Annotated in this window: 20 protein-coding genes; 17 read left to right on the forward strand and 3 right to left on the reverse strand. The window is 70.1% G+C overall.

The window, feature by feature from the left end; genetic code table 11:
- Both ACWDY5_RS26770 and coaD read left to right on the forward strand, forming a co-directional pair.
- The coding region (locus tag ACWDY5_RS26770; RefSeq protein WP_449724928.1) for a sigma-70 family RNA polymerase sigma factor at positions 1-327 on the forward strand (327 nt) is incomplete at its 5' end.
- A 120-nt stretch (positions 328-447) separates the two neighbouring features.
- A complete protein-coding gene (gene coaD, locus ACWDY5_RS26775; RefSeq protein ID WP_449724929.1) occupies positions 448-948 on the forward strand; it encodes a pantetheine-phosphate adenylyltransferase in 501 nt (166 codons plus the stop codon).
- Here the strand turns inward: coaD and ACWDY5_RS26780 are convergent.
- A complete protein-coding gene (locus ACWDY5_RS26780) occupies positions 945-1,406 on the reverse strand; it encodes an N-acetyltransferase family protein (RefSeq protein ID WP_449724930.1) in 462 nt (153 codons plus the stop codon). The two genes, coaD and ACWDY5_RS26780, sit on opposite strands and share 4 nt — an antisense overlap.
- Before the next feature lie 74 nt (positions 1,407-1,480).
- Between ACWDY5_RS26780 and ACWDY5_RS26785 the strand changes: the two genes are divergently transcribed.
- The 6 genes from ACWDY5_RS26785 (at position 1,481) to mutM (ending at position 5,499) form a co-directional block, all read left to right on the forward strand.
- Positions 1,481-1,900 carry a ribonuclease domain-containing protein gene (locus ACWDY5_RS26785; RefSeq protein ID WP_283661076.1) on the forward strand — a complete coding sequence of 140 codons (420 nt, stop codon included), beginning with the start codon at positions 1,481-1,483 and terminating at the stop codon, positions 1,898-1,900.
- Between the two features lie 96 nt (positions 1,901-1,996).
- Positions 1,997-2,752 (forward strand): DivIVA domain-containing protein, encoded by a 756-nt coding sequence (locus tag ACWDY5_RS26790; protein WP_449724931.1) that lies wholly within the window; start codon positions 1,997-1,999, stop codon positions 2,750-2,752.
- Positions 2,753-2,834: 82 nt separating this feature from the next.
- A complete protein-coding gene (locus ACWDY5_RS26795; RefSeq protein ID WP_252486530.1) occupies positions 2,835-3,413 on the forward strand; it encodes a YceD family protein in 579 nt (192 codons plus the stop codon).
- Between the two features lie 2 nt (positions 3,414-3,415).
- Complete coding sequence (gene rpmF, locus ACWDY5_RS26800; RefSeq protein ID WP_185009150.1) at positions 3,416-3,598, forward strand: 50S ribosomal protein L32; 183 nt, start codon at positions 3,416-3,418, stop codon at positions 3,596-3,598.
- Positions 3,599-3,612: 14 nt separating this feature from the next.
- The gene (gene rnc, locus ACWDY5_RS26805) at positions 3,613-4,416 is read left to right on the forward strand and encodes a ribonuclease III (RefSeq protein WP_449724932.1); all 804 of its coding nucleotides are present in this window, start codon (positions 3,613-3,615) and stop codon (positions 4,414-4,416) included.
- 213 nt (positions 4,417-4,629) lie between these two features.
- The gene (gene mutM, locus ACWDY5_RS26810; RefSeq protein ID WP_449724933.1) at positions 4,630-5,499 is read left to right on the forward strand and encodes a bifunctional DNA-formamidopyrimidine glycosylase/DNA-(apurinic or apyrimidinic site) lyase; all 870 of its coding nucleotides are present in this window, start codon (positions 4,630-4,632) and stop codon (positions 5,497-5,499) included.
- Between the two features lie 154 nt (positions 5,500-5,653).
- Here the strand turns inward: mutM and ACWDY5_RS26815 are convergent, their stop codons facing one another.
- On the reverse strand, positions 5,654-5,980 hold the full coding sequence (locus ACWDY5_RS26815) for a LysR family transcriptional regulator (RefSeq protein ID WP_086787003.1): 327 nt from the start codon (positions 5,978-5,980) through the stop codon (positions 5,654-5,656).
- Positions 5,981-6,242: 262 nt separating this feature from the next.
- Positions 6,243-8,081, reverse strand: a complete 1,839-nt coding sequence (gene asnB / locus ACWDY5_RS26820; RefSeq protein WP_449724934.1) for an asparagine synthase (glutamine-hydrolyzing) — start codon at positions 8,079-8,081, stop codon at positions 6,243-6,245.
- Positions 8,082-8,348: 267 nt separating this feature from the next.
- Between asnB and ACWDY5_RS26825 the strand changes: the two genes are divergently transcribed.
- From ACWDY5_RS26825 to ACWDY5_RS26865, 9 genes are all read left to right on the forward strand, one after another.
- On the forward strand, positions 8,349-8,483 hold the full coding sequence (locus ACWDY5_RS26825; RefSeq protein ID WP_256510665.1) for a hypothetical protein: 135 nt from the start codon (positions 8,349-8,351) through the stop codon (positions 8,481-8,483).
- A 29-nt stretch (positions 8,484-8,512) separates the two neighbouring features.
- Positions 8,513-8,611, forward strand: coding sequence for a K(+)-transporting ATPase subunit F (gene kdpF, locus ACWDY5_RS26830; protein WP_449724935.1), 99 nt, complete (start codon positions 8,513-8,515; stop codon positions 8,609-8,611).
- Positions 8,611-10,269, forward strand: coding sequence for a potassium-transporting ATPase subunit KdpA (gene kdpA, locus ACWDY5_RS26835; RefSeq protein WP_449724936.1), 1,659 nt, complete (start codon positions 8,611-8,613; stop codon positions 10,267-10,269). Before kdpF ends, kdpA begins: the two co-directional genes overlap by 1 nt.
- Positions 10,266-12,407: a potassium-transporting ATPase subunit KdpB gene (kdpB, locus tag ACWDY5_RS26840; protein WP_449724937.1), complete on the forward strand. Its 2,142-nt coding sequence runs from the start codon at positions 10,266-10,268 to the stop codon at positions 12,405-12,407. The genes kdpA and kdpB overlap by 4 nt, the downstream gene beginning before the upstream one ends.
- An 11-nt stretch (positions 12,408-12,418) precedes the next feature.
- Positions 12,419-13,009 carry a potassium-transporting ATPase subunit C gene (locus ACWDY5_RS26845; RefSeq protein ID WP_449725003.1) on the forward strand — a complete coding sequence of 197 codons (591 nt, stop codon included), beginning with the start codon at positions 12,419-12,421 and terminating at the stop codon, positions 13,007-13,009.
- A 38-nt stretch (positions 13,010-13,047) separates the two neighbouring features.
- A complete protein-coding gene (locus ACWDY5_RS26850; RefSeq protein ID WP_449724938.1) occupies positions 13,048-15,600 on the forward strand; it encodes a DUF4118 domain-containing protein in 2,553 nt (850 codons plus the stop codon).
- Entirely contained in the window at positions 15,597-16,277 is a 681-nt protein-coding gene (locus ACWDY5_RS26855; RefSeq protein ID WP_252486522.1) for a response regulator, read from the forward strand. The genes ACWDY5_RS26850 and ACWDY5_RS26855 overlap by 4 nt, the downstream gene beginning before the upstream one ends.
- Before the next feature lie 407 nt (positions 16,278-16,684).
- Positions 16,685-18,577: a phage tail sheath family protein gene (locus tag ACWDY5_RS26860; RefSeq protein WP_449724939.1), complete on the forward strand. Its 1,893-nt coding sequence runs from the start codon at positions 16,685-16,687 to the stop codon at positions 18,575-18,577.
- A gap of 2 nt (positions 18,578-18,579) precedes the next feature.
- Positions 18,580-19,104, forward strand: coding sequence for a phage tail protein (locus ACWDY5_RS26865; protein WP_252486519.1), 525 nt, complete (start codon positions 18,580-18,582; stop codon positions 19,102-19,104).
- Position 19,105: the final 1 nt, after the last annotated feature.

Genomic DNA, 19,105 nt, shown 5'->3' on the forward strand with positions numbered 1-19,105 from the left:
ATCTCGCTGGATCAGACCATCGGCGATGAGGGCGACTCCCAGCTGGGTGACTTCATCGAGGACTCCGAGGCCGTGGTGGCGGTGGACGCGGTGTCGTTCACGCTGCTGCAGGACCAGCTCCAGTCGGTGCTGGCCACCCTCTCGGAGCGGGAGGCGGGTGTGGTGCGGCTGCGGTTCGGGCTCACCGACGGCCAGCCCCGCACGCTGGATGAGATCGGTCAGGTCTATGGCGTGACCCGGGAGCGGATCCGCCAGATCGAGTCCAAGACCATGTCCAAGCTCCGGCACCCCTCGCGGTCCCAGGTGCTGCGCGACTACCTGGACTGATCGCCCGGAACAGCTGTCACAGGGCCTGCCACCGAACGCCGGGGCGGGCCCTGTGGCATTTCCCACCAACGGGTCCGGGACCGGTGGCACACGGCGAGTGGGCTGCTACGGTCCGGCCCTATGAGGCGTGCCGTGTGCCCCGGCTCCTACGACCCGGCCACCAACGGACATCTGGACATCATCGAGCGGGCCGCTGGCCAGTTCGACGAGGTCACCGTCGCGGTCATGATCAATAAGAGCAAGCGTGGACTGTTCACCGTCGAAGAGCGGATGGACATGCTCTCCGAGGCGACCGCGCACCTGACCAACGTGCGGATCGACATCTTCCACGGCCTGCTCGTCGACTACTGCAAGGCCCACGACATCCGGGCGATCGTCAAGGGCCTGCGCGCGGTCAGCGACTTCGACTACGAGCTGCAGATGGCGCAGATGAACCACCAGCTCTCCGGTGTGGACACCCTGTTCGTCTCCACCAACCCGCTCTACAGCTTCCTGTCCAGCTCCCTGGTCAAGGAGGTCGCCACCTACGGCGGCGACGTCTCCCACCTGCTCCCGCCGTTGGTCAACGAGCGGCTCACCAAGCGCCTCGCCGAGCAGCGCGCGGAGAAGGAACAGGGCTAGCTCAACCCGAGCTTCATGCCCACGTGGCTGGCCACGAAGCCCAGCCGCTCGTAGAACCGGTGCGCGTGCTCGCGGCTGGCGTCGGTGGTCAGCTGCACCAGGCCGCAGCCGCGGGAGCGCGCCTCCGCGATGGCGAACTCCACCATCCGCTGACCGAGGCCGCCGCTGCGCTGGTGCTTGCTCACCCGCACCGCCTCGATCTGCGCCCGCCACATGCCCAGCCGGGACAGGCCGGGGATGAAGGTCAGCTGGAGGGTGCCGACGACCTCGCCGTCCACCTCGGCCACCAGCAGCAGCTGGTTCGGGTCGGCGTCCAGGGCGGCGAACGCCTCCTGATAGGCCGGGTCGCCCGGCCGCTCCCGGCCGGCGCCCAGCTGGTCGTCGGCCAGCATGGCCACGATGGCCGTCACGTCGGCCGCGCGTGCTCGCCGGAACTCCGGCTCTACCCCAGATGACATGGCCCCAAGCCTGCCATCGAAGGTTCAACTGGACGTCTGTCCCCGATCATCGGCGCTGGTTAGTTTCCGATCTCATGAGCCAGATCACATCTCGTGCAGTGAAAACCCTGCTCGCCGCCCTGATCACGCTGGCCGCCCTGCTCGTGCCCGTCGCGGGTTCCGCCACCGCCGACACGCTGTCGGTGAGCGCGGCCTGCGGGGACACCTCCGGATTCCGGCGCACCAACCTCTCCGCCCTGCCCAGCCAGGCCCGCGACACGGTCAACCTGATCAAGAAGGGCGGGCCCTACCCCTACCCGCAGGACAACACCGTCTTCCAGAACCGGGAGCGCCTGCTGCCGCTGTGCTCGGCGGGCTACTACCGCGAGTACACCGTGAAGACCCCCGGCATCAGCCACCGCGGCGCCCGCCGGATCGTCAAGGGCAACGCCAGCGAGTTCTTCTACACCGCCGATCACTACCGCTCGTTCGTGCTGGTCAACATCAACGCCTAGGGAAACCTTGGCGGACACGCCCCCGGCTGCATCACCCACAAGGCCGGACACGGCACACTGAAGGGGTAACCGTGGTCCAGGGGCGAGGAGTGCGACGTGTACCGGGTGTTCGAGGCGCTCGACGAGCTGGTCACCATCGTCGAGGAGGCACGGGGAGTCCCGATGACCTCCGGTTGCGTGGTGCCGCGCGGTGACGTCCTTGAGCTGCTGGACGACGTCCGCGACGCCATCCCCGCTGAGCTGGACGACGCGCAGGACGTGCTGGACCACCGGGACGAGGTGCTGACCAAGGCCCGGACCGAGTCCGAGACGTCGGTGTCCTCGGCGCGGGCCGAGGCGGAGCAGACCGTGTCGCAGGCCCGGGCCGAGGCCGAGCACATGCTGGCCGAGGCCCGGGCCCGCGCGGAGCGGATGGTGTCGGAGGCCCAAGCCGAGGCCGAGCGCACGGTCACCGCGGGCCGCCGCGAGTACGAGGACCTGGTCGGCCGGTCCCAGGACGAGGCGGACCGGATGATCCAGGCCGGGCGGACCAGCTACGAGCGCGCCGTGGAAGAGGGCCGCGCCGAGCAGGCCAGGCTGGTCGAGCAGACCGAGGTGGTGCGCGCCGCGCACGCCGAGGCCAGCCGCCTGGTGGACGCCGCCAACGCCGAGTCCGAGCGGCTGCGCGGGGAGTGCGACGCCTACGTGGACAGCAAGCTCGCCGACTTCGAGGACCTTCTCGGGCGCACCCTGCGCACCGTGACCAAGGGCCGTCAGCAGCTGCGCGGGCCGATCGGCGGGCCCTCCGCCGTGCCCTTCGACTACCAGGACGGCTATCGTGAGGAGGAGGTCGGCGGCCGCCTGCGCCGCTGATTTCCCTCTGCGCGTGCTCGTCCCGTACCCTGTTCAGGTTGCTCGAGCACGCGTAGCGCGACCCCCTTTGAAGACTGTGAGCATGTCCAGACACCACTCCGCCGACATCCGGCGCACCCCGTCCGGGCCTTGGGTCATCGACACCAGGGACCTCGGCCGTCGTGCCGGGCTGAGCCGTAGGTACCACCGCACGGTGACCACCGACGGCGACTTCGGCCTGGACCTGATCAGGTTGGCTCCCGGCCAGGACGTCGATGTCGAGGTGCTGGCCGAGGCGGTCGTGGAAGGCGTGTTGATCTCCGGGAGCGTGAGCGGTCCGACGACCGCGGAGTGCTCCCGCTGCCTCGACCCGTTCACGGGTGAGGTGGAGATCAGGCTGACCGAGCTGTTCGCTTACCCGGACAGCGCCACGGACGCCAGCACGGACGAAGACGAGGTCAGCCGGATCGTGGATGATCTGGTCGATCTTGAACCGGTGGTGCGGGACAGCTTGCTGACCGCGTTGCCGTCCTCGCCGCTGTGCACCCCGGACTGCAAGGGATTGTGTCCGGAGTGCGGCGGCAAGTGGGCCGATCTCGGCCCGAACCACACGCATGAGACGATGGATCCTCGCTGGGCCGCGCTACAGAAGCGGTTCGGCGGGACCGAGGAGGAGAACTAGTCGTGGCCGCTCCGAAGCGCCGTATGTCGCGGTCCAACACGCGTTCGCGGCGGGCCCAGTGGAAGGCCACCGCGCCGACGCTGGTCGCCTGCGAGAACCGTGCGTGCCGCAAGCCGAAGCTCCCGCACACCGCATGCCCCACCTGTGGCCAGTACGACGGCCGCCAGGTCGCCCGGCCGGCCTGATCGGGCGGGCGGGCATGGGAAGCAAGGGATCCCGAGGCCAGCCAAGTGACCGCAGCCTGCTGCTGAAGGCGCTCGGCGTCGATCTCGACGCCGAGCTGCTCACCCTCTCGCTGACCCACCGCTCGTACGCGTACGAGAACGGTGGGTTGCCCCCCAACGAACGGCTTGAGTTCCTGGGGGACGCGGTGCTCGGACTGGTGATCACTGATCACCTGTACCGAACGCATCTGGATCTGCCGGAGGGCCAGCTCGCGAAGCTCCGGGCCAGCGTGGTGAACATGCACGCGCTGGCCGGGGTGGCTCGTGAGCTGGGCCCCGGCGGGCTGGGTGCGCACCTGCTGCTGGGCAAGGGCGAGGAACTCACCGGCGGCCGGGACAAGGCGAGCATCCTGGCCGACGGGCTGGAAGCCGTGATCGGCGCGGTCTACCTGCAACACGGGGTGGAGGCCGCGCGTGCCCTGGTGCACCGGTTGTTCGACCGGCCGCTGGCCGAGGCCCCGCTGCGGGGCGCCGGCCTGGACTGGAAGACCAGCCTCCAGGAGCTGACCGCCGCCGCCGCGCTCGGCGTGCCCGAGTACCGGGTGGACGAGTCAGGGCCGGACCACCGCAAGGAGTTCGAGGCGACGGTGCTGGTCGGCGGGCGACCGCTGGGCAACGGCGACGGCCGGACCAAGAAGGAAGCCGAGCAGAAGGCCGCCGAGGCGGCCTGGCGCACGCTGTCCGAGCAGGTCCGGGTGGCCGCCGAGGAGAAGGCAGCCGCGGCGGGCGGCGAGACCGGCAAGCCGGAGGGCAACGGCAACGGCAAGGCCGGCCACTAGCCCCGGCCGACACTGGCTTTACTCAAAGACGCGTCAAGGTGACTTGACGCGTCTTTGCTGTTTTCCTGCGGTAGACCACTCCCGCCAGCTAGCGTTCGTTCGTCTACGGCCCTCTCAGGGGCCAGTACGGGCGTTCCGGGGCGGCGCCGGGGGGTTTCTCAACAGCGTTGTCAACGACTCGCCCGCGGGGCGGAGCGCACGGAGGGAGTCGGAGTGCCTGAGCTGCCCGAGGTGGAGGTCGTCCGGCTGGGCCTGGACCGGCACGTGGTCGGCCGCACGGTGGCCGCGGTCGAGGTGCTGCACCCGAGGGCGATCCGCCGGCACGAGCCGGGGCCGCTGGACTTCGCGGGCCGGCTGGCCGGGCGCACGCTGCACGCCGCGGTGCGCAGGGGCAAGTACCTGTGGCTGGAGCTCGACGGGCGGACCGAGGCACTGCTGACCCACCTCGGCATGAGCGGGCAGATGCTGGTGCAGCCGGAGGGCACGGCGGATGAGAAGCACCTGCGGGTGCGGATCAGCTTCGCCGACGGCGGACCGGAGCTGAGGTTCGTGGATCAGCGGACCTTCGGCGGCCTGGCGGTGGCTGAGCTGGCCGAGGTGGACGGGGCGCTGCTGCCGGACCCGGTGGCGCACATCGGCCGCGATCCGATGGACCCGGACTTCGACCTCGAACGGGCGGTGGCCGCGCTGCGGGCCAAGCGGACCGAGCTGAAGCGGGCGCTGCTGGACCAGACGCTGGTGTCCGGCATCGGCAACATCTACGCCGACGAGGCTCTCTGGAGAACTCGGCTGCACTGGGCCCGTCCGACCGCCACGCTGACCCGCCCGGCCGCGAGGGAGGTCCTGGGCGCCGCGACGGCGGTGATGGCCGAGGCATTGGGCGCGGGCGGGACGTCCTTCGATTCACTCTACGTAAACGTGAACGGACAGTCGGGATACTTCGACCGTTCGCTCGCCGTTTACGGAAAGGCTGGGCAGCCCTGCCCCCGCTGTGGCACTCTGATCGTACGCGAGCCGTTTATGAACAGGTCTTCGTATTTCTGCCAGAGTTGCCAACGACGGCCGGTGGCGCGCCAACGTTAAATCTATCCCAAGTTTCCCTGGGAAAAATGTCAACTTACGGCGAAGTAGATTCCGCCGCGTTGTTTCGCGGGCTGAACTGCTCAGTCTCTTGAACAAAAAAGTGGGCGGGCCCGAGGTTCGGGCCCGCCCACTTGAAGGCGCTGCTGATCTGTGTTCAGCCGGACTTGAGCTGGCTCCTGAGCTGGCTGGTGGCCCACTCGAAGCTGGTCGCGGGGCTGGGTTCACCAGGGCGAACCGACAGCTCCTTGATGCTGTCGATCAGCATCAGCACTGCCCGGACCGAAGGTAGGATCATCTGACCTTCTCGGGTGAGCCGGGCACCAGCGGGATCGCGGGTGAACAGCTTGGTCCCGAGGGACTGCTCTAGAGACTTGATCTGGTAACTGATTGCGGGCTGTGAATACCCGAGGGACTTCGCCGCCAGGTCCATACGGCCGAGGTCCGCAATCGAGACGAAAGCCCGGAACTCCCGCTCGTGCATTGTTTCTCCCCAGTGTCGCGCTGCGCTAAGGGCCCCAACGTGTCCGGCAGAAGTGCCCCGGATCACGCCATAATGAGGACATTACCAACGGCTCATGTGGAAGTCCACCGTTTGGGTACCCGTACCTCCGAGCGGAGTACAAAGTTACTCCCGGTTCACTACGGAGCGCCGTTGGGCACCGCAAAGTAGTGAGCGGATCGGGCAAAGCGCCGGGACAACCGGCTGGCAGGAACGCCGAACGCTCGTTCGCCTAGTTACCTCATCACAGTCGCATCTCGGGGCGGTATATGTCCAGCCACATCGTTATGTCGAGCAGCCGCTCCAGGAACTGTCTGGTGGCCCGGTCGATGTGCGCGGGCGCCGCGGTGGCCACCGCGCGCACCCAGTCCCGCTCGATCAGGTCGAAGACCGGGGTGTCCCGCCTGGCCAGCAGTTCGTGCAGCTGGTCCTGCACCGCGAGCAGGTACTTCACGTCCTGGGTCGACGGGTAGGGGCTCTTGCGGCGCTCCAGCACGGCCCTGGGCAGCAGCCCGTCGGCGGCCCCGCGCAGCAGGCTCTTCTCCTTGCCGTCAAAGGTCTTCAGCGCCCACGGCGTGTTGTAGACGTACTCGACCAGGCGGTGGTCGCAGAAGGGCACCCGCACCTCCAGCCCGGTGGCCATGCTCATCCGGTCCTTGCGGTCGAGCATGTTCGTCAGGAACTGGCTCAGGTGCACGTGGCAGATCCGGCGCAGCCGCTGCTCGCGCTCGTCGTCGGAGTCCAGCACCGGCGCCTGGGCCAGCGCGTCGGCGTAGCCCTGGCGCAGGTGGCCCGGCACGTCCAGCCGCGCGGCCAGCCCGGCGTTGACCAGCGGCCTGCTCTGACTCTGCGCACCGCCGATGCCGTGGATCCACGGGTAGATCGGGGCCTGCTGGGCGCCCTCGTCGTGGAACCACCAGTAGCCGGCGAACACCTCGTCCGCGGACTCCCCGGACAGCGCCACCGTGGCGCGGGCGCGGGCGGCCCGGAACAGCAGCAGCAGGGAGACGTCCATCTCGCCCATGCCGGTGGGCAGGTCGCGGGCGCGCACCGCGGCCGCCCGGTTGGCCGGGTCGGCCAGTGCGGTGTGGTCGAGCACCAGGTCGGCGTGCTCGGTGCCGACGTAGCGGGCGACCTGCTTGACGAAGGGCGCGTCCAGGCTGTCCTGCAGCACGTGCGGCACGAAGCCGTCCTGCTCGCCTGCGAAGGAGACCGCGAAGGTGCGCGGGATCTCGCCGTGCTCGTGCAGCACCTCGGCGGCCAGCGCGGTGAGCACGCTGGAGTCCAGGCCGCCGGAGAGCAGCACGCACTGCGGCACGTCGGCGACCAGCTGGCGGCGGGCGATGTCGTGCAGCAGCTCGCGCACCCGCGCCACCGTCTCCGGCACGTCGTCGGTGTGCGGGGCCGCGGTCAGCCGCCAGTAGGTCCGCTCGCGCAGGCCGCGGCGGTCCAGCACGGCCAGCGTGCCGGGCCTGAGCTCGCGCATGCCGGACCACACCGCGGAGCCGGGCACCTTGACGAAGCCGAAGATCTCCCGCAGCCCGTCCTCGTCGAGCACCTTGCGCGCCAACGGGTTGGCCAGGATCGCCTTGGGCTCGGAGCCGAAGAGCAGGCCGTCCGGGGTGGGGTAGAGGAACATCGGCTTGACGCCGAACCGGTCGCGGGCCAGCAGCAGCCGCTCCCGCCGGTCGTCCCAGATGGCGAAGGCGAACATGCCGTTGAGGCGCTCCACCAGGTCCTCGCCCCACTCCAGGTAGGCGGCGAGCACCACCTCGGTGTCGCTCACCGTGCGGAAGCGGTGCCCGCGCCCGCGCAGCTCGGCGCGCAGCTCGCGGTAGTTGTAGACCTCGCCGCTGTAGGAGAGCACCACCGCGCCGCCGGGGGTCTCGGCGATCATCGGCTGCGTCCCGCCCGGCAGGTCGATCACGGCCAGCCTGCGGTGGCCGAGCCCGGCATGCCTGCCGGTCCACAGGCCCTCGCCGTCGGGACCGCGGCTGGCCAGGGTAGCGGTCATGGCACGCAGGGTGACGGCTTCGGTGGTCAGGTCCCGGTCGTAGGCCACCCAGCCCGTCACACCGCACACGGAGCGCCTCCTCGCGCTTGGTCCCACGCCTTGGACAGGGAAGTTACCCACTTCCGAGTCGGGTTGGTTCCGCCGAGCAGACCTGTTCTCAGACGAGTGAGTCGACCAGGCAGATGCATGCGGAACGTAACCGCATCCGACCATCGGATCCCCTCGATGGGTGGAAACCGGGCGAGAGGTGGCTCACCGGGCGCGTAAAGATCACGTCAATGCCACCGTCGGTGCCGTCAAGGAGTCATCAGGCCCGGTCAGCGGCCCGGAACCGGGATGCACGCTGACGCCCGATGTGAACGACCTAGTCGAAAGGGGAGCGCGCAGATGGCCGACCTGGCCTACGCCGTGCTGCTGATCGGTGGCTTCCTCGTCCTGGCGCTGACGTTGCGCGGACTGGAGCGGCTGTGATGCCCGAAGCTCTGCTTGCAGGAGCGAGCATGGATACCGCCGCCGTGTTCAACCTGGTGGGCGGGGTAGTCGCGCTCTTCCTGTTGGTCTACCTGTTCCTCGCGCTGATCCGACCGGAGAAGTTCTGATGACCTCCCTGTGGACCGGCCTGCTCCAGGTCGGCCTCCTGCTCGTCGCCTTGGCCGCGGCCTACCGTCCGCTGGGCGACCACATGGCCAGGGTGTACGAGGACAAGCGGCACTGGCGGCTGGAGCGTGGCGTCTACGCGATCGTTCGGGTGAACCCGGAGACCGAGCAGCGCTGGACCACCTACGCCGCGGGCGTGCTCGGCTTCTCCTTCGTCTCGGTGGTGCTGCTGTACCTGTTGCAGCGCTTGCAGAACTGGCTGCCGTTCGGCTTCGACCGGGAGGTCAACCCGGCCACCGCGTTCAACACCGCGGTCAGCTTCGTGACCAACACCAACTGGCAGTCCTACGTGCCGGAGCAGACCCTCGGCCACTCGGCGCAGATGGCCGGGCTGACCGTGCAGAACTTCGTCTCCGCCGCGGTGGGCATGGCGGTCGCGGTCGCGGTGGTGCGCGGGTTCGTCCGGGCCAAGACCGACCGGCTGGGCAACTTCTGGGTGGACCTGGTGCGCGGCTGCGTGCGGATCCTGCTGCCGCTGTCGGTGCTGGCCGCGATCGTGCTGCTGGCCTTCGGCGCGGTGATGAGCCTGTCCGCCGGCGTCACGGTGACCACCCTGGACGGGCAGCAGCACGTGCTCTCGCTCGCCCCGGTGGCCAGCCAGGAGGCGATCAAGGAACTGGGCACCAACGGCGGCGGCATCCTCAACGCCAACTCCGCGCACCCGTTCGAGAACCCGAACTCCTGGACCAACCTGTTCGAGATCTTCCTGATCCTGCTCATCCCGGTCGCGCTCACCCGCACCTTCGGCAAGCTGGTCAAGGACGTGAAGCAGGGCTACGTGCTGCTCAGCGTGATGGGCCTGCTGTTCGCGATCATGACAACGGTGGCCTGGTGGGCGGAAAGCAACCCGAACGGGCTGGCCGCGCTGGCCGCCGGTGGCGCGATGGAGGGCAAGGAGGTCCGCTTCGGCATCCCCGGCTCCGCGCTGTTCGCGGTGGCCACCACCGGCACCTCCACCGGCGCGGTGAACTCGCTGCACGACAGCATGACCGGGCTCGGCGGCGGGGTGGCCCTGCTGAACATGCTGCTCGGCGAGGTCGCCCCGGGCGGGGTCGGGGCCGGCCTGTACGGCATCCTGGTGCTCGCGGTGATCGCGGTGTTCCTGGCCGGGCTGATGGTCGGCCGCACCCCGGAGTACCTGGGCAAGAAGCTGGGGCGCAAGGAGATCACCGCCGCGGCCATCGCCATGCTGGCCATGCCGACCGTGGTGCTGATCGGCGCCGGCCTCGCGCTGGCGCTGCCGGACACCCAAGGCGCGCTGGGCAACCCCGGCGCGCACGGGCTCTCCGAGGTGCTCTACGCCTTCGCCTCGGCTGGCAACAACAACGGCAGCGCCTTCGGCGGGCTCACCGTCACCAGCGACTTCTTCCAGGTGGCGCTGGGACTGGCCATGCTCTTCGGCCGGTTCGTGCCCATCCTGGCCGTGCTCACCCTGGCCGGAGCCCTTGCCCAGCAACGGAAGGTGCCGCCCTCGGCGGGCACCCTGCCCACCTCGGGCCCCCTGTTCGCCGGGATGCTCACCGGCACCGTCGTCCTCGTCGCCGCGCTGACCTTCCTGCCCGCGCTGGCCCTCGGTCCCATCGCGGAGGCCCTGTCATGACCGCACCCACCACCGAACAGCCCCAGCGCAGCCCGGCGCAGGCACAGCACGTGCACGCCGAACGCACCGGCCGGGTCTCGGCCGGGGTGTTCAACCCGCGCCAGCTGCTGGTCTCGCTGCCGGACGCGCTGCGCAAGCTCGACCCCCGGCACCAGCTGCGCAACCCGGTGATGTTCGTGGTCTGGGCCGGATCCGTGCTCAGCACCATCTTCGCCGTGGTCCAGCCGGACGTGTTCAGCGTGGCCACCGCGGCCTGGCTGTGGTTCACCGTGGTCTTCGCCAACCTGGCCGAGGCGGTGGCCGAGGGCAGGGGCAAGGCGCAGGCGGAGTCGCTGCGCAAGATGAAGACCGACACCGTCGCCTACCGGCTGCTGCCGGGGCTGCGGGTGGCGGGCGCGGCCAAGGCGACCAGCCTGACCGTGGAGGAGCTGGCCGCCAACCGGCTCGCGCCCGGCGACCTGGTGCTGGTGGAGGCCGGTCAGGTCATCCCTGGCGACGGCGACATCGTGGACGGCATCGCCACCGTGGACGAGTCGGCCATCACCGGGGAGTCCGCGCCGGTGATCAGGGAGTCCGGCGGCGACCGGTCCGCGGTCACCGGCGGCACCACCGTGCTCTCCGACCGGATCATCGTCAAGATCACCTCCAAGCCGGGGGAGACCTTCGTCGACCGGATGATCGCGCTGGTGGAGGGCGCGCAGCGGCAGAAGACGCCGAACGAGGTGGCGCTGACCATCCTGCTGTCCGTGCTGACCATCATCTTCCTGCTGGTGGTCGTGGCGCTCCAGCCGATGGCGGCCTACTCCGGCTCGCAGCAGTCGGTGATCGTGCTGGTCGCGCTGCTGGTCTGCCTGATCCCGACCACCATCGGCGCACTGCTCTCCGCGATCGGCATCGCGGGCATGGACCGCCTGGTGCAGCGCAACGTGCTGGCCAAGTCCGGCCGCGCGGTGGAGGCGGCAGGCGACATCGACGTGCTGCTGCTGGACAAGACCGGCACCATCACCTTCGGCAACCGGCGGGCCACCGAGCTGCTGCCGGTAGCCGGGTCCACTGTGGACGAACTGGCCGCGGCCGCGCGGCTGGCCAGCCTGGCCGACCAGACCCCCGAGGGGCGCAGCATCGTCGAGCTGTGCGTGCGGGAGTTCGGGCTCAGCCCCGAGGCCAGTGCGGCGGAGGCGGCGGCCGAGTCGGTGCCGTTCACCGCGCAGACCCGGATGAGCGGTATCGACATCGGGAACCGGTTGGTGCGCAAGGGCGCGGGCAGCGCGGTGCGGGCCTGGGTGAGCGAGCACGGCAGCGAGGTGCCGGCCGATGTCCAGGAGATCGTGGACCGGATCTCGGCCGAGGGCGGCACGCCGCTGGTGGTGGCCGAGGCCGTGGGCGGGACTGCGTTGGTGCGCGGGGTGATCCGCCTGTCCGACGTGGTCAAGCCGGGCATGCGCGAGCGGTTCGCCGAACTGCGCGCGATGGGCATCCGCACGGTGATGGTCACCGGGGACAACCCGTTGACCGCCAAGGCGATCGCGGCCGAGGCCGGGGTGGACGACTTCCTCGCCGAGGCCAAGCCCGAGGACAAGATGGCGCTGATCCGCAAGGAGCAGGAGGGCGGGCGGCTGGTCGCGATGACCGGCGACGGCACCAACGACGCGCCCGCGCTGGCCCAGGCCGACGTCGGCGTGGCGATGAACACCGGGACGGCCGCGGCCAAGGAGGCCGGGAACATGGTCGACCTGGACTCCGACCCGACGAAGCTGATCGAGATCGTGGAGATCGGCAAGCAGATGCTGATCACCCGGGGCGCGCTGACCACCTTCAGCATCGCCAACGACCTGGCCAAGTACTTCGCCATCCTGCCCGCCATGTTCATGGCCATCTACCCGCAGCTGGACTCGATCAACATCATGCGGCTGGCCACCCCGCAGTCGGCCATCATGTCCGCGGTCATCTTCAACGCGCTGATCATCATCGCGCTGATCCCGCTGGCCCTGCGCGGCGTCCGCTACACCCCCTCCAGCGCCTCCGCGCTGCTGCGGCGCAACCTGCTGATCTACGGCCTCGGCGGCATCGTCACGCCGTTCCTCGGCATCAAGCTGATCGACCTGCTGGTCGCTCTCATCCCGGGATTCGGGGGCTGAACGTGCACACCATCGGAACCCTCTGGAAGCAGACCATGGCCGGTCTGCGCGTCCTGCTCGTGCTCACCGTGCTGCTGGGCGTGCTGTACCCGCTGCTCATCTGGGGTGTCGGCAGGCTGCCCGGCCTCTCGGCCAACGCGGAGGGCTCGCTGATCTACCAGAACGGGCAGCCGGTCGGCTCCGAGCTGATCGGCATCGACCTGGTCGACGAACGGGCCAAGGACGACCCGGCCAAGGACCGCTGGTTCCACAACCGGCCCTCGGCCGCCGCGGACAGCGCCACCTCTGGCGGCTCCAACAAGGCAGGCGACAACCTGGACCTGCGCAAGGCGGTCGAGGAGCGCACCGCGCTGATCGTGCTGCGCGAGCAGGTCGACCCGGAGGGGGTGCCCGCGGACGCGGTGACCGCCTCGGCCTCCGGGCTGGACCCGCACATCAGCCCGGCCTACGCCGAGCTCCAGGCGGCCAGGGTGGCCAGGGAGAACGGCGTTGACCTGGCCGTGGTGCGGCGGCTGGTCGAGGAGAACACCAGCAGCGGGGTCGGTGATCCCGGTGTCAACGTGCTCAAGCTCAACCTCGCCGTGCAGGCCGCGCGGCGTTGATACCCAGGATCCGGCTGGTCCAGGTGCAGACTGAACCGGTGAGCCAGGAGTACGGCAGGCGGCGGCGCCGGGGTGAGCTGCGCATCTACCTCGGCGCCGCGCCGGGCGTCGGCAAGACCTACGACATGCTGTGCGAGGCGCACCGGCGGCTGGAGCGCGGCACCGACGTGGTGGTCGGCTACCTCGAGACGCACGGCAGGGAGAAGACCGCGGCGCTGGTGCGCGGGCTGGAAGTGTTGCCGCGCAAGGAGATGAGCCACCGCGGGGTGGAACTGACCGAGCTGGACATCGACGGGCTGCTGGCCCGCGCGCCCGAGGTCGCGGTGGTCGACGAGCTGGCGCACACCAACGCGCCCGGCTCGCGCAACACCAAGCGCTGGCAGGACATCGAGGAGCTCCTCGACGCCGGGATCGACGTGCTGTCCACGGTGAACGTGCAGCACCTGGAGTCGCTCAACGACGTGGTGCAGCGGATCACCGGGGTGCCGCAGCGGGAGACCGTGCCGGATGAGGTGGTGCGGCGGGCCGAGCAGGTCGAGCTGGTCGACGTCACCCCGGAGGCGCTGCGGCGGCGGATGGCGCACGGCAACATCTACCCGGCGCACAAGATCGACGCCGCGCTGGGCAACTACTTCCGGCCGGGCAACCTGACCGCGCTGCGCGAGCTGGCGCTGCTGTGGGTGGCCGACCAGGTCGACGTGGCGTTGCAGCGCTACCGGGCCGAGCACGAGATCACCGACACCTGGGAGACCAGGGAGCGGGTGGTGGTCGCGGTCACCGGCGGGCCGGAGAGCGAGACGCTGATCCGCCGGGCCAGCCGGATCGCCAACCGGGCAGGCGCGGAACTCCTGGCGCTGCACATCCTGCGCGGCGACGGGCTGGCCGGGGTGCCCGCCCAGGCGGTGGCGCGCTGCCGGAAGCTGGCCGACGACGTGGGCGCCACCTTCCACACCGTGGTCGGCGACGACGTGCCCACCGCGCTGCTGGACTTCGCCAGGGGGGTCAACGCGACCCAGCTGGTGCTGGGCACCTCGCGGCGCAGCCGGGCGGCCCGCGCCTTCGACGAGGGCGTCGGGTCCAGGGTGGTGCAGCAGTCGGGGCCGATCGACGTGCACATGGTCACCCACGACGAGGCAGGCGGCGTGCTGCGGCGGCACGGCACCGTGCCGCGCAGCGTGATCACGCCGTGGCGCAAGGCCCTCGGCTGGGTGGCCGCGCTGCTGCTGCCCGCGCTGGTCACCGTGATCGGGGTGGTGGCGCAGGAGACGCTGAGCATCTCCACCGACGTGGTCGGCTACTTCCTGGCCGTGGTGGTGGTCGCGCTGATCGGCGGGGTCGGTCCGGCGGTGCTGACCGCGGTGCTCAGTGGGTTGCAGCTGAACTTCTTCTTCAGCCCGCCGCTGTACACCCTGGACATCGCCAACGAGGAGAACGTGATCACCATCATCGCGATGGTGGTGGTCGCGGTGCTGGTCGCGCTGGTGGTGGACCGGGCGGGGCGGCGGGCCGAGCAGGCGGCCAAGGCACGCACCGAGGCCGCGCTGCTGGCCTCCTACGCGCGCACCGTGCTCACCCATCCCGAGCCGCTGCAACGGTTGCTGGAGAAGATCATCGAGAACTTCGGGCTGACCTCGGCGGCGATGCTGGAGGAGCGCGCGGACGACGAGTGGTACGTGGTCGCCGCGGCCGGCCCCGACCCGGCCACCGACCCGGACCAGGCTGACGTGGACGTGCTGATCAGCAGCGAGGTGCACCTGGCGCTCAAGGGCCGCGCGCTGCCCGCGGCCGACCGGGGCCTGCTGGAGGCGGTGGCCGGGCAGGCGCTGCTGGCGTTGCGGCAGCAGCGGCTCACCGTGAAGACCGCGGCCGCCGAGCGCAAGGCGGCCACCACCGAACTGCGCACCGCGCTGCTGTCCGCGGTGGGCCACGACCTGCGCACCCCGCTCACCTCGATCAAGGCCGCGATCAGCAGCCTGCGCGACCCCGAGCTAAAACTGTCCGAAGTGGACACCGCGGATCTGCTGGCCACGGTGGAGGAGTCGGCGGACCGGCTGGTCGGGCTGGTGGACAACCTGCTCGACTCCTCCCGGCTGGCCACCGGCGCGGTGACGCCGCAGCTGCGCGCGGTCGGCTACTACGAGGTGGTGGCCCGGGCGCTGCGCAGCGTGGACGACCCGGCCAAGGTCGAGGTCGAGGTGGACGAGAGTCTGGTCCCGGTGTGCGCCGACGTCGGCCTGCTGGAACGGGTGATCGCGAACGTGGTGGACAACGCGCTGCGGCACGGCCGGCGGACCGGGCGGGACGGCCCCGTGGTGGCGGTGCGGGCCAGCGCGCACGCCAACCGGGTCGAGCTGCGCGTGGTCGACCAGGGCGCCGGTCTGCCCAAGGGCGCCGCGGCCACCGTGTTCCAGCCGTTCCAGCGCCTGAACGACCGCGACACCCGGGGCGTCGGCCTGGGGTTGAGCGTGGCGAAGGGATTCACCGAGGCGATGGGTGGCAGCATCCATGCCGAGGACACCCCGGGCGGTGGGCTCACCGTGGTGATCTCGCTGCCCGCCTACCGGATGGCCGAAGAGGAGGCAGCCGGATGACCAAGGTCCTGGTCGTCGACGACGAACCGCAGATCGTGCGGGCGTTGCGGATCAACCTGACCGCCCGTGGCTACCAGGTGCTGACCGCGCACGACGGCGCCACCGCGCTCAAGGCCGCCGCCGAGGGCAAACCCGACGTGGTGGTGCTGGACCTCGGCCTGCCCGACATCGACGGCACCGAGGTCATCTCCGGCCTCCGCGGCTGGACCAGGGTCCCCATCCTGGTCCTCTCCGCCCGCACCGACTCCACCGACAAGGTCGAGGCCCTGGACGCCGGCGCGGACGACTACGTCACCAAACCCTTCGGCATGGACGAGCTCCTGGCCCGCCTGCGCGCCGCGGTCCGCCGCGCCAGCAACACCGGCGAGGAGGAGGAACCCGTGGTGCAGACGGCCTCCTTCTCGGTGGACCTGGCGGCGAAGAAGGTGCTCAAGGACGGCGCGGAGGTGCACCTGACGCCGACCGAGTGGGGGGTGCTGGAGGTGCTGGTGCGCGGTCGCGGGCGGCTGGTGGCGCAGCGGCAGCTGTTGCAGGAGGTGTGGGGGCCGAACTACGCGACGGAGACGCATTACCTGCGCGTGTACCTGGCGCAGCTGCGCCGCAAGCTCGAACCGGAGCCCGCCCACCCGCGGCACCTGCTCACCGAACCCGGCATGGGGTACCGCTTCGAGCCCTGAACCGCCCGAGAAGTTGCCCGGCCGGTCGGCGGCGTGCCCTCCGGCCCGGCGCGGACCTCCGGGAATTCTCCGTATTCACCCCAAGATCGGTTATCCCGACTTACTTGATTAAGTTACCGGGAATGGGCCAAATGGCCGCGGTTGGGCCGTTCGAGTCATCCTCGGGTCTTCCGGGCAGCATAAGCACAGAACCGGTTGACACCCGTCCGCGGGCGGCACAAAACTGGGCCACGGTCCTTGTGTGGCCGTTGTGTGAGGGGAAAAGGGGTGGGGATCCCGACGCGTTCCACGTGCTGAGTCGATCAATCGCGGTGTGCTGTTGATCGTTCTTGCCGTGGTTTCTGGGGGCCTTGTTTCGGCATGTGCTCTTTTCCTTGAACGCCGCTGTTTCGAGGAATGGAGGTGGCATGCCCGTCACGCCGACCTATCCAGGCGTCTACATCGAGGAGCTGCCCAGCCGCGTCCGCACGGTCACCGCGGTGTCGACCTCGGTGACCGCCTTCGTCGGCTACACCAGCCGCGGCCCGGTCAACGAGGCCGTCACGATCACCAGCTTCGCCGACTTCGAGCGCCGGTTCGGCGGCCTGGCCGGCGCCAGCGCGGTCAGCTACGCCGTGCAGCAGTTCTTCCTCAACGGTGGCGCCACCGCCGTGATCGTCCGGGTCGCCAAGGGCGCGGAGCACGCCACCGCCGGGATCTACAACCGCGGTGAGGGTGGCAAGAAGCACGTGCTGACCTTGCGTGCCCGCGAGCCCGGGAACTGGGGAAACGGGCTCCGCGTCGCCGTTGACCACGGCACCCCGACGCCCGATGCCACCTTCAACCTGCACCTGTCCCACCCCAGCGGGCAGCGGGAGTCCTTCACCGACCTGTCCATGGACGCCGAGCACGAGCGGCACGTGGCCGAGGTGGTCAACGGCAGCTCCCGGCTGGTCACGGTCACCGTCGAGGGCAGCCCGGCGGCCGGTCAGCGGCCGGACCAAGTCGGCACCTCCTCGGCGAAGTTCCCCGACGGCCCGCCCGACCCCTCCGGCGAGCTGGAGGTCTCGGTGCTCGGCGGGTCGACGGTGCACAAGCTGACCCTGGTCGAACCGGGCGATCCCAAGCCGGCCAACCTGATCGAGCTGGCGCTGCTGCTGGAGAACCGGCTGCGCACGCTGCCGGACGCGCCCGGCGAGCGGACCTTCGGCGCGGCCACGGTCACCGTGCGCGGCCAGCGCCTGCAGGTCGTCTCCGGCGCGGCCGACCCGGGTGTGGTGCTCAAGCTGGAAGGCGCGGTGGGCAACAACCTCGGCTTCGGCGGCGGGCGCAACGTCACCGCCTACGCCTTCGGCGGTGCGGAGCACGAGAGCCAGGCCCCCGGCACCCCCGGCGGCGACGGCGACCTGCCAGGGCACACCGAGCTGATCGGCAACGAGGGCGCCAAGACCGGCCTCTACGCGCTGCGCGACATCGAGGACGTGGGCCTGCTCGCGCTGCCCGAGGCGGCCGCGCTGCCCGGCGACACCGGCCTGACCCGGATGGTCGACGTGCTCGGCCACGCGACCAGGCTGTGCCGGACCAAGCGGATGTTCCTGCTGGTGGACAGCCCGGCGGCGTGGCGGAGCGTGGACGACGTGCGGGCCAACCTGCACCGGCTCGGCGCCATCCGCAGCGACCACGCCGCGCTCTACTTCCCCCGCCTCCAGCTGCTCGACCCGCTCAGCGGCAGGCTGCGCGCGTTCCCGCCCTCCGGCGCGGTCGCCGGGGTGATGGCCCGCACCGACGCCGAACGCGGGGTGTGGAAGGCGCCCGCCGGCACCGAGACCAGGCTCAGCTCGGTGCAGGGCCTGACCGTGCCGATGACCGATCCGGAGAACGGCCTGCTCAACCCGCTCGCGGTGAACTGCGTGCGGTCCTTCCCGGTGATCGGTCCGGTGGTCTGGGGCGCGCGCACCCTGGACGGGGCGGACGCGATCGCCTCGCAGTGGAAGTACGTGCCGGTCCGGCGCACCGCGCTGATGATCGAGGAAAGTCTCTACCGCGGCACGAAGTGGGTCGTTTTCGAACCCAACGACGAACGCTTGTGGGCGCAAATTCGGCTGAATGTCGGCGCATTCATGCACTCGCTGTTCGAGCGCGGCGCATTCCAGGGCACCTCGGCCCGGGATGCCTACTTCGTGAAATGCGACAAGGACACCACTACGCAGAACGACATCAACAGCGGCGTGGTGAATGTCCTGGTCGGCTTCGCCCCGTTGAAACCGGCGGAGTTCGTGATCATCAAGATCGAACAGCTCGCCGGACAGATCGAGGTGTAGGGATGGCCGAGTTCACCGTCAACCCACAGCGGTTCGACCCGTACAAGAACTTCAAGTTCCTGGTGGTCTGCGACGGCCGCGTAGTGGCAGGCGTGTCCAAGATCAGCCCCCTCAAGCGCACCACCGAGGTGGTCAAGCACCGCAGCGGCGGCGACGCCAGCTCACCGCGCAAGTCCGCGGGCCGCACCGAGTTCGAGGCGATCACCCTGGAGCGCGGGGTCACCCACGACCCGGACTTCGACCGCTGGGCGAACAAGGTCTGGCTGGTCGGCCAGGGCAGAGGCGCGGAGGTCTCGCTGCGCGACTTCCGCAAGGACATCGTCATCCAGGTGCTCAACGAGGCAGGTCAGGTGGCCTTGGCGTACAAGGTCTACCGGGCTTGGCCGAGTGAGTACCAGGTGCTGGGCGAGCTGGACGCGAACGCCAACGCGGTTGCCATCCAGAGCCTGAAGCTGGAGTGCGAGGGCTGGGAACGGGACTACGAGGTCGCCGAGCCTGAGGAACCCTCGCTCAGCAACCCGGCCTGAT

The sequence above is a fragment of the Crossiella sp. NPDC003009 genome, from assembly GCF_053591555.1.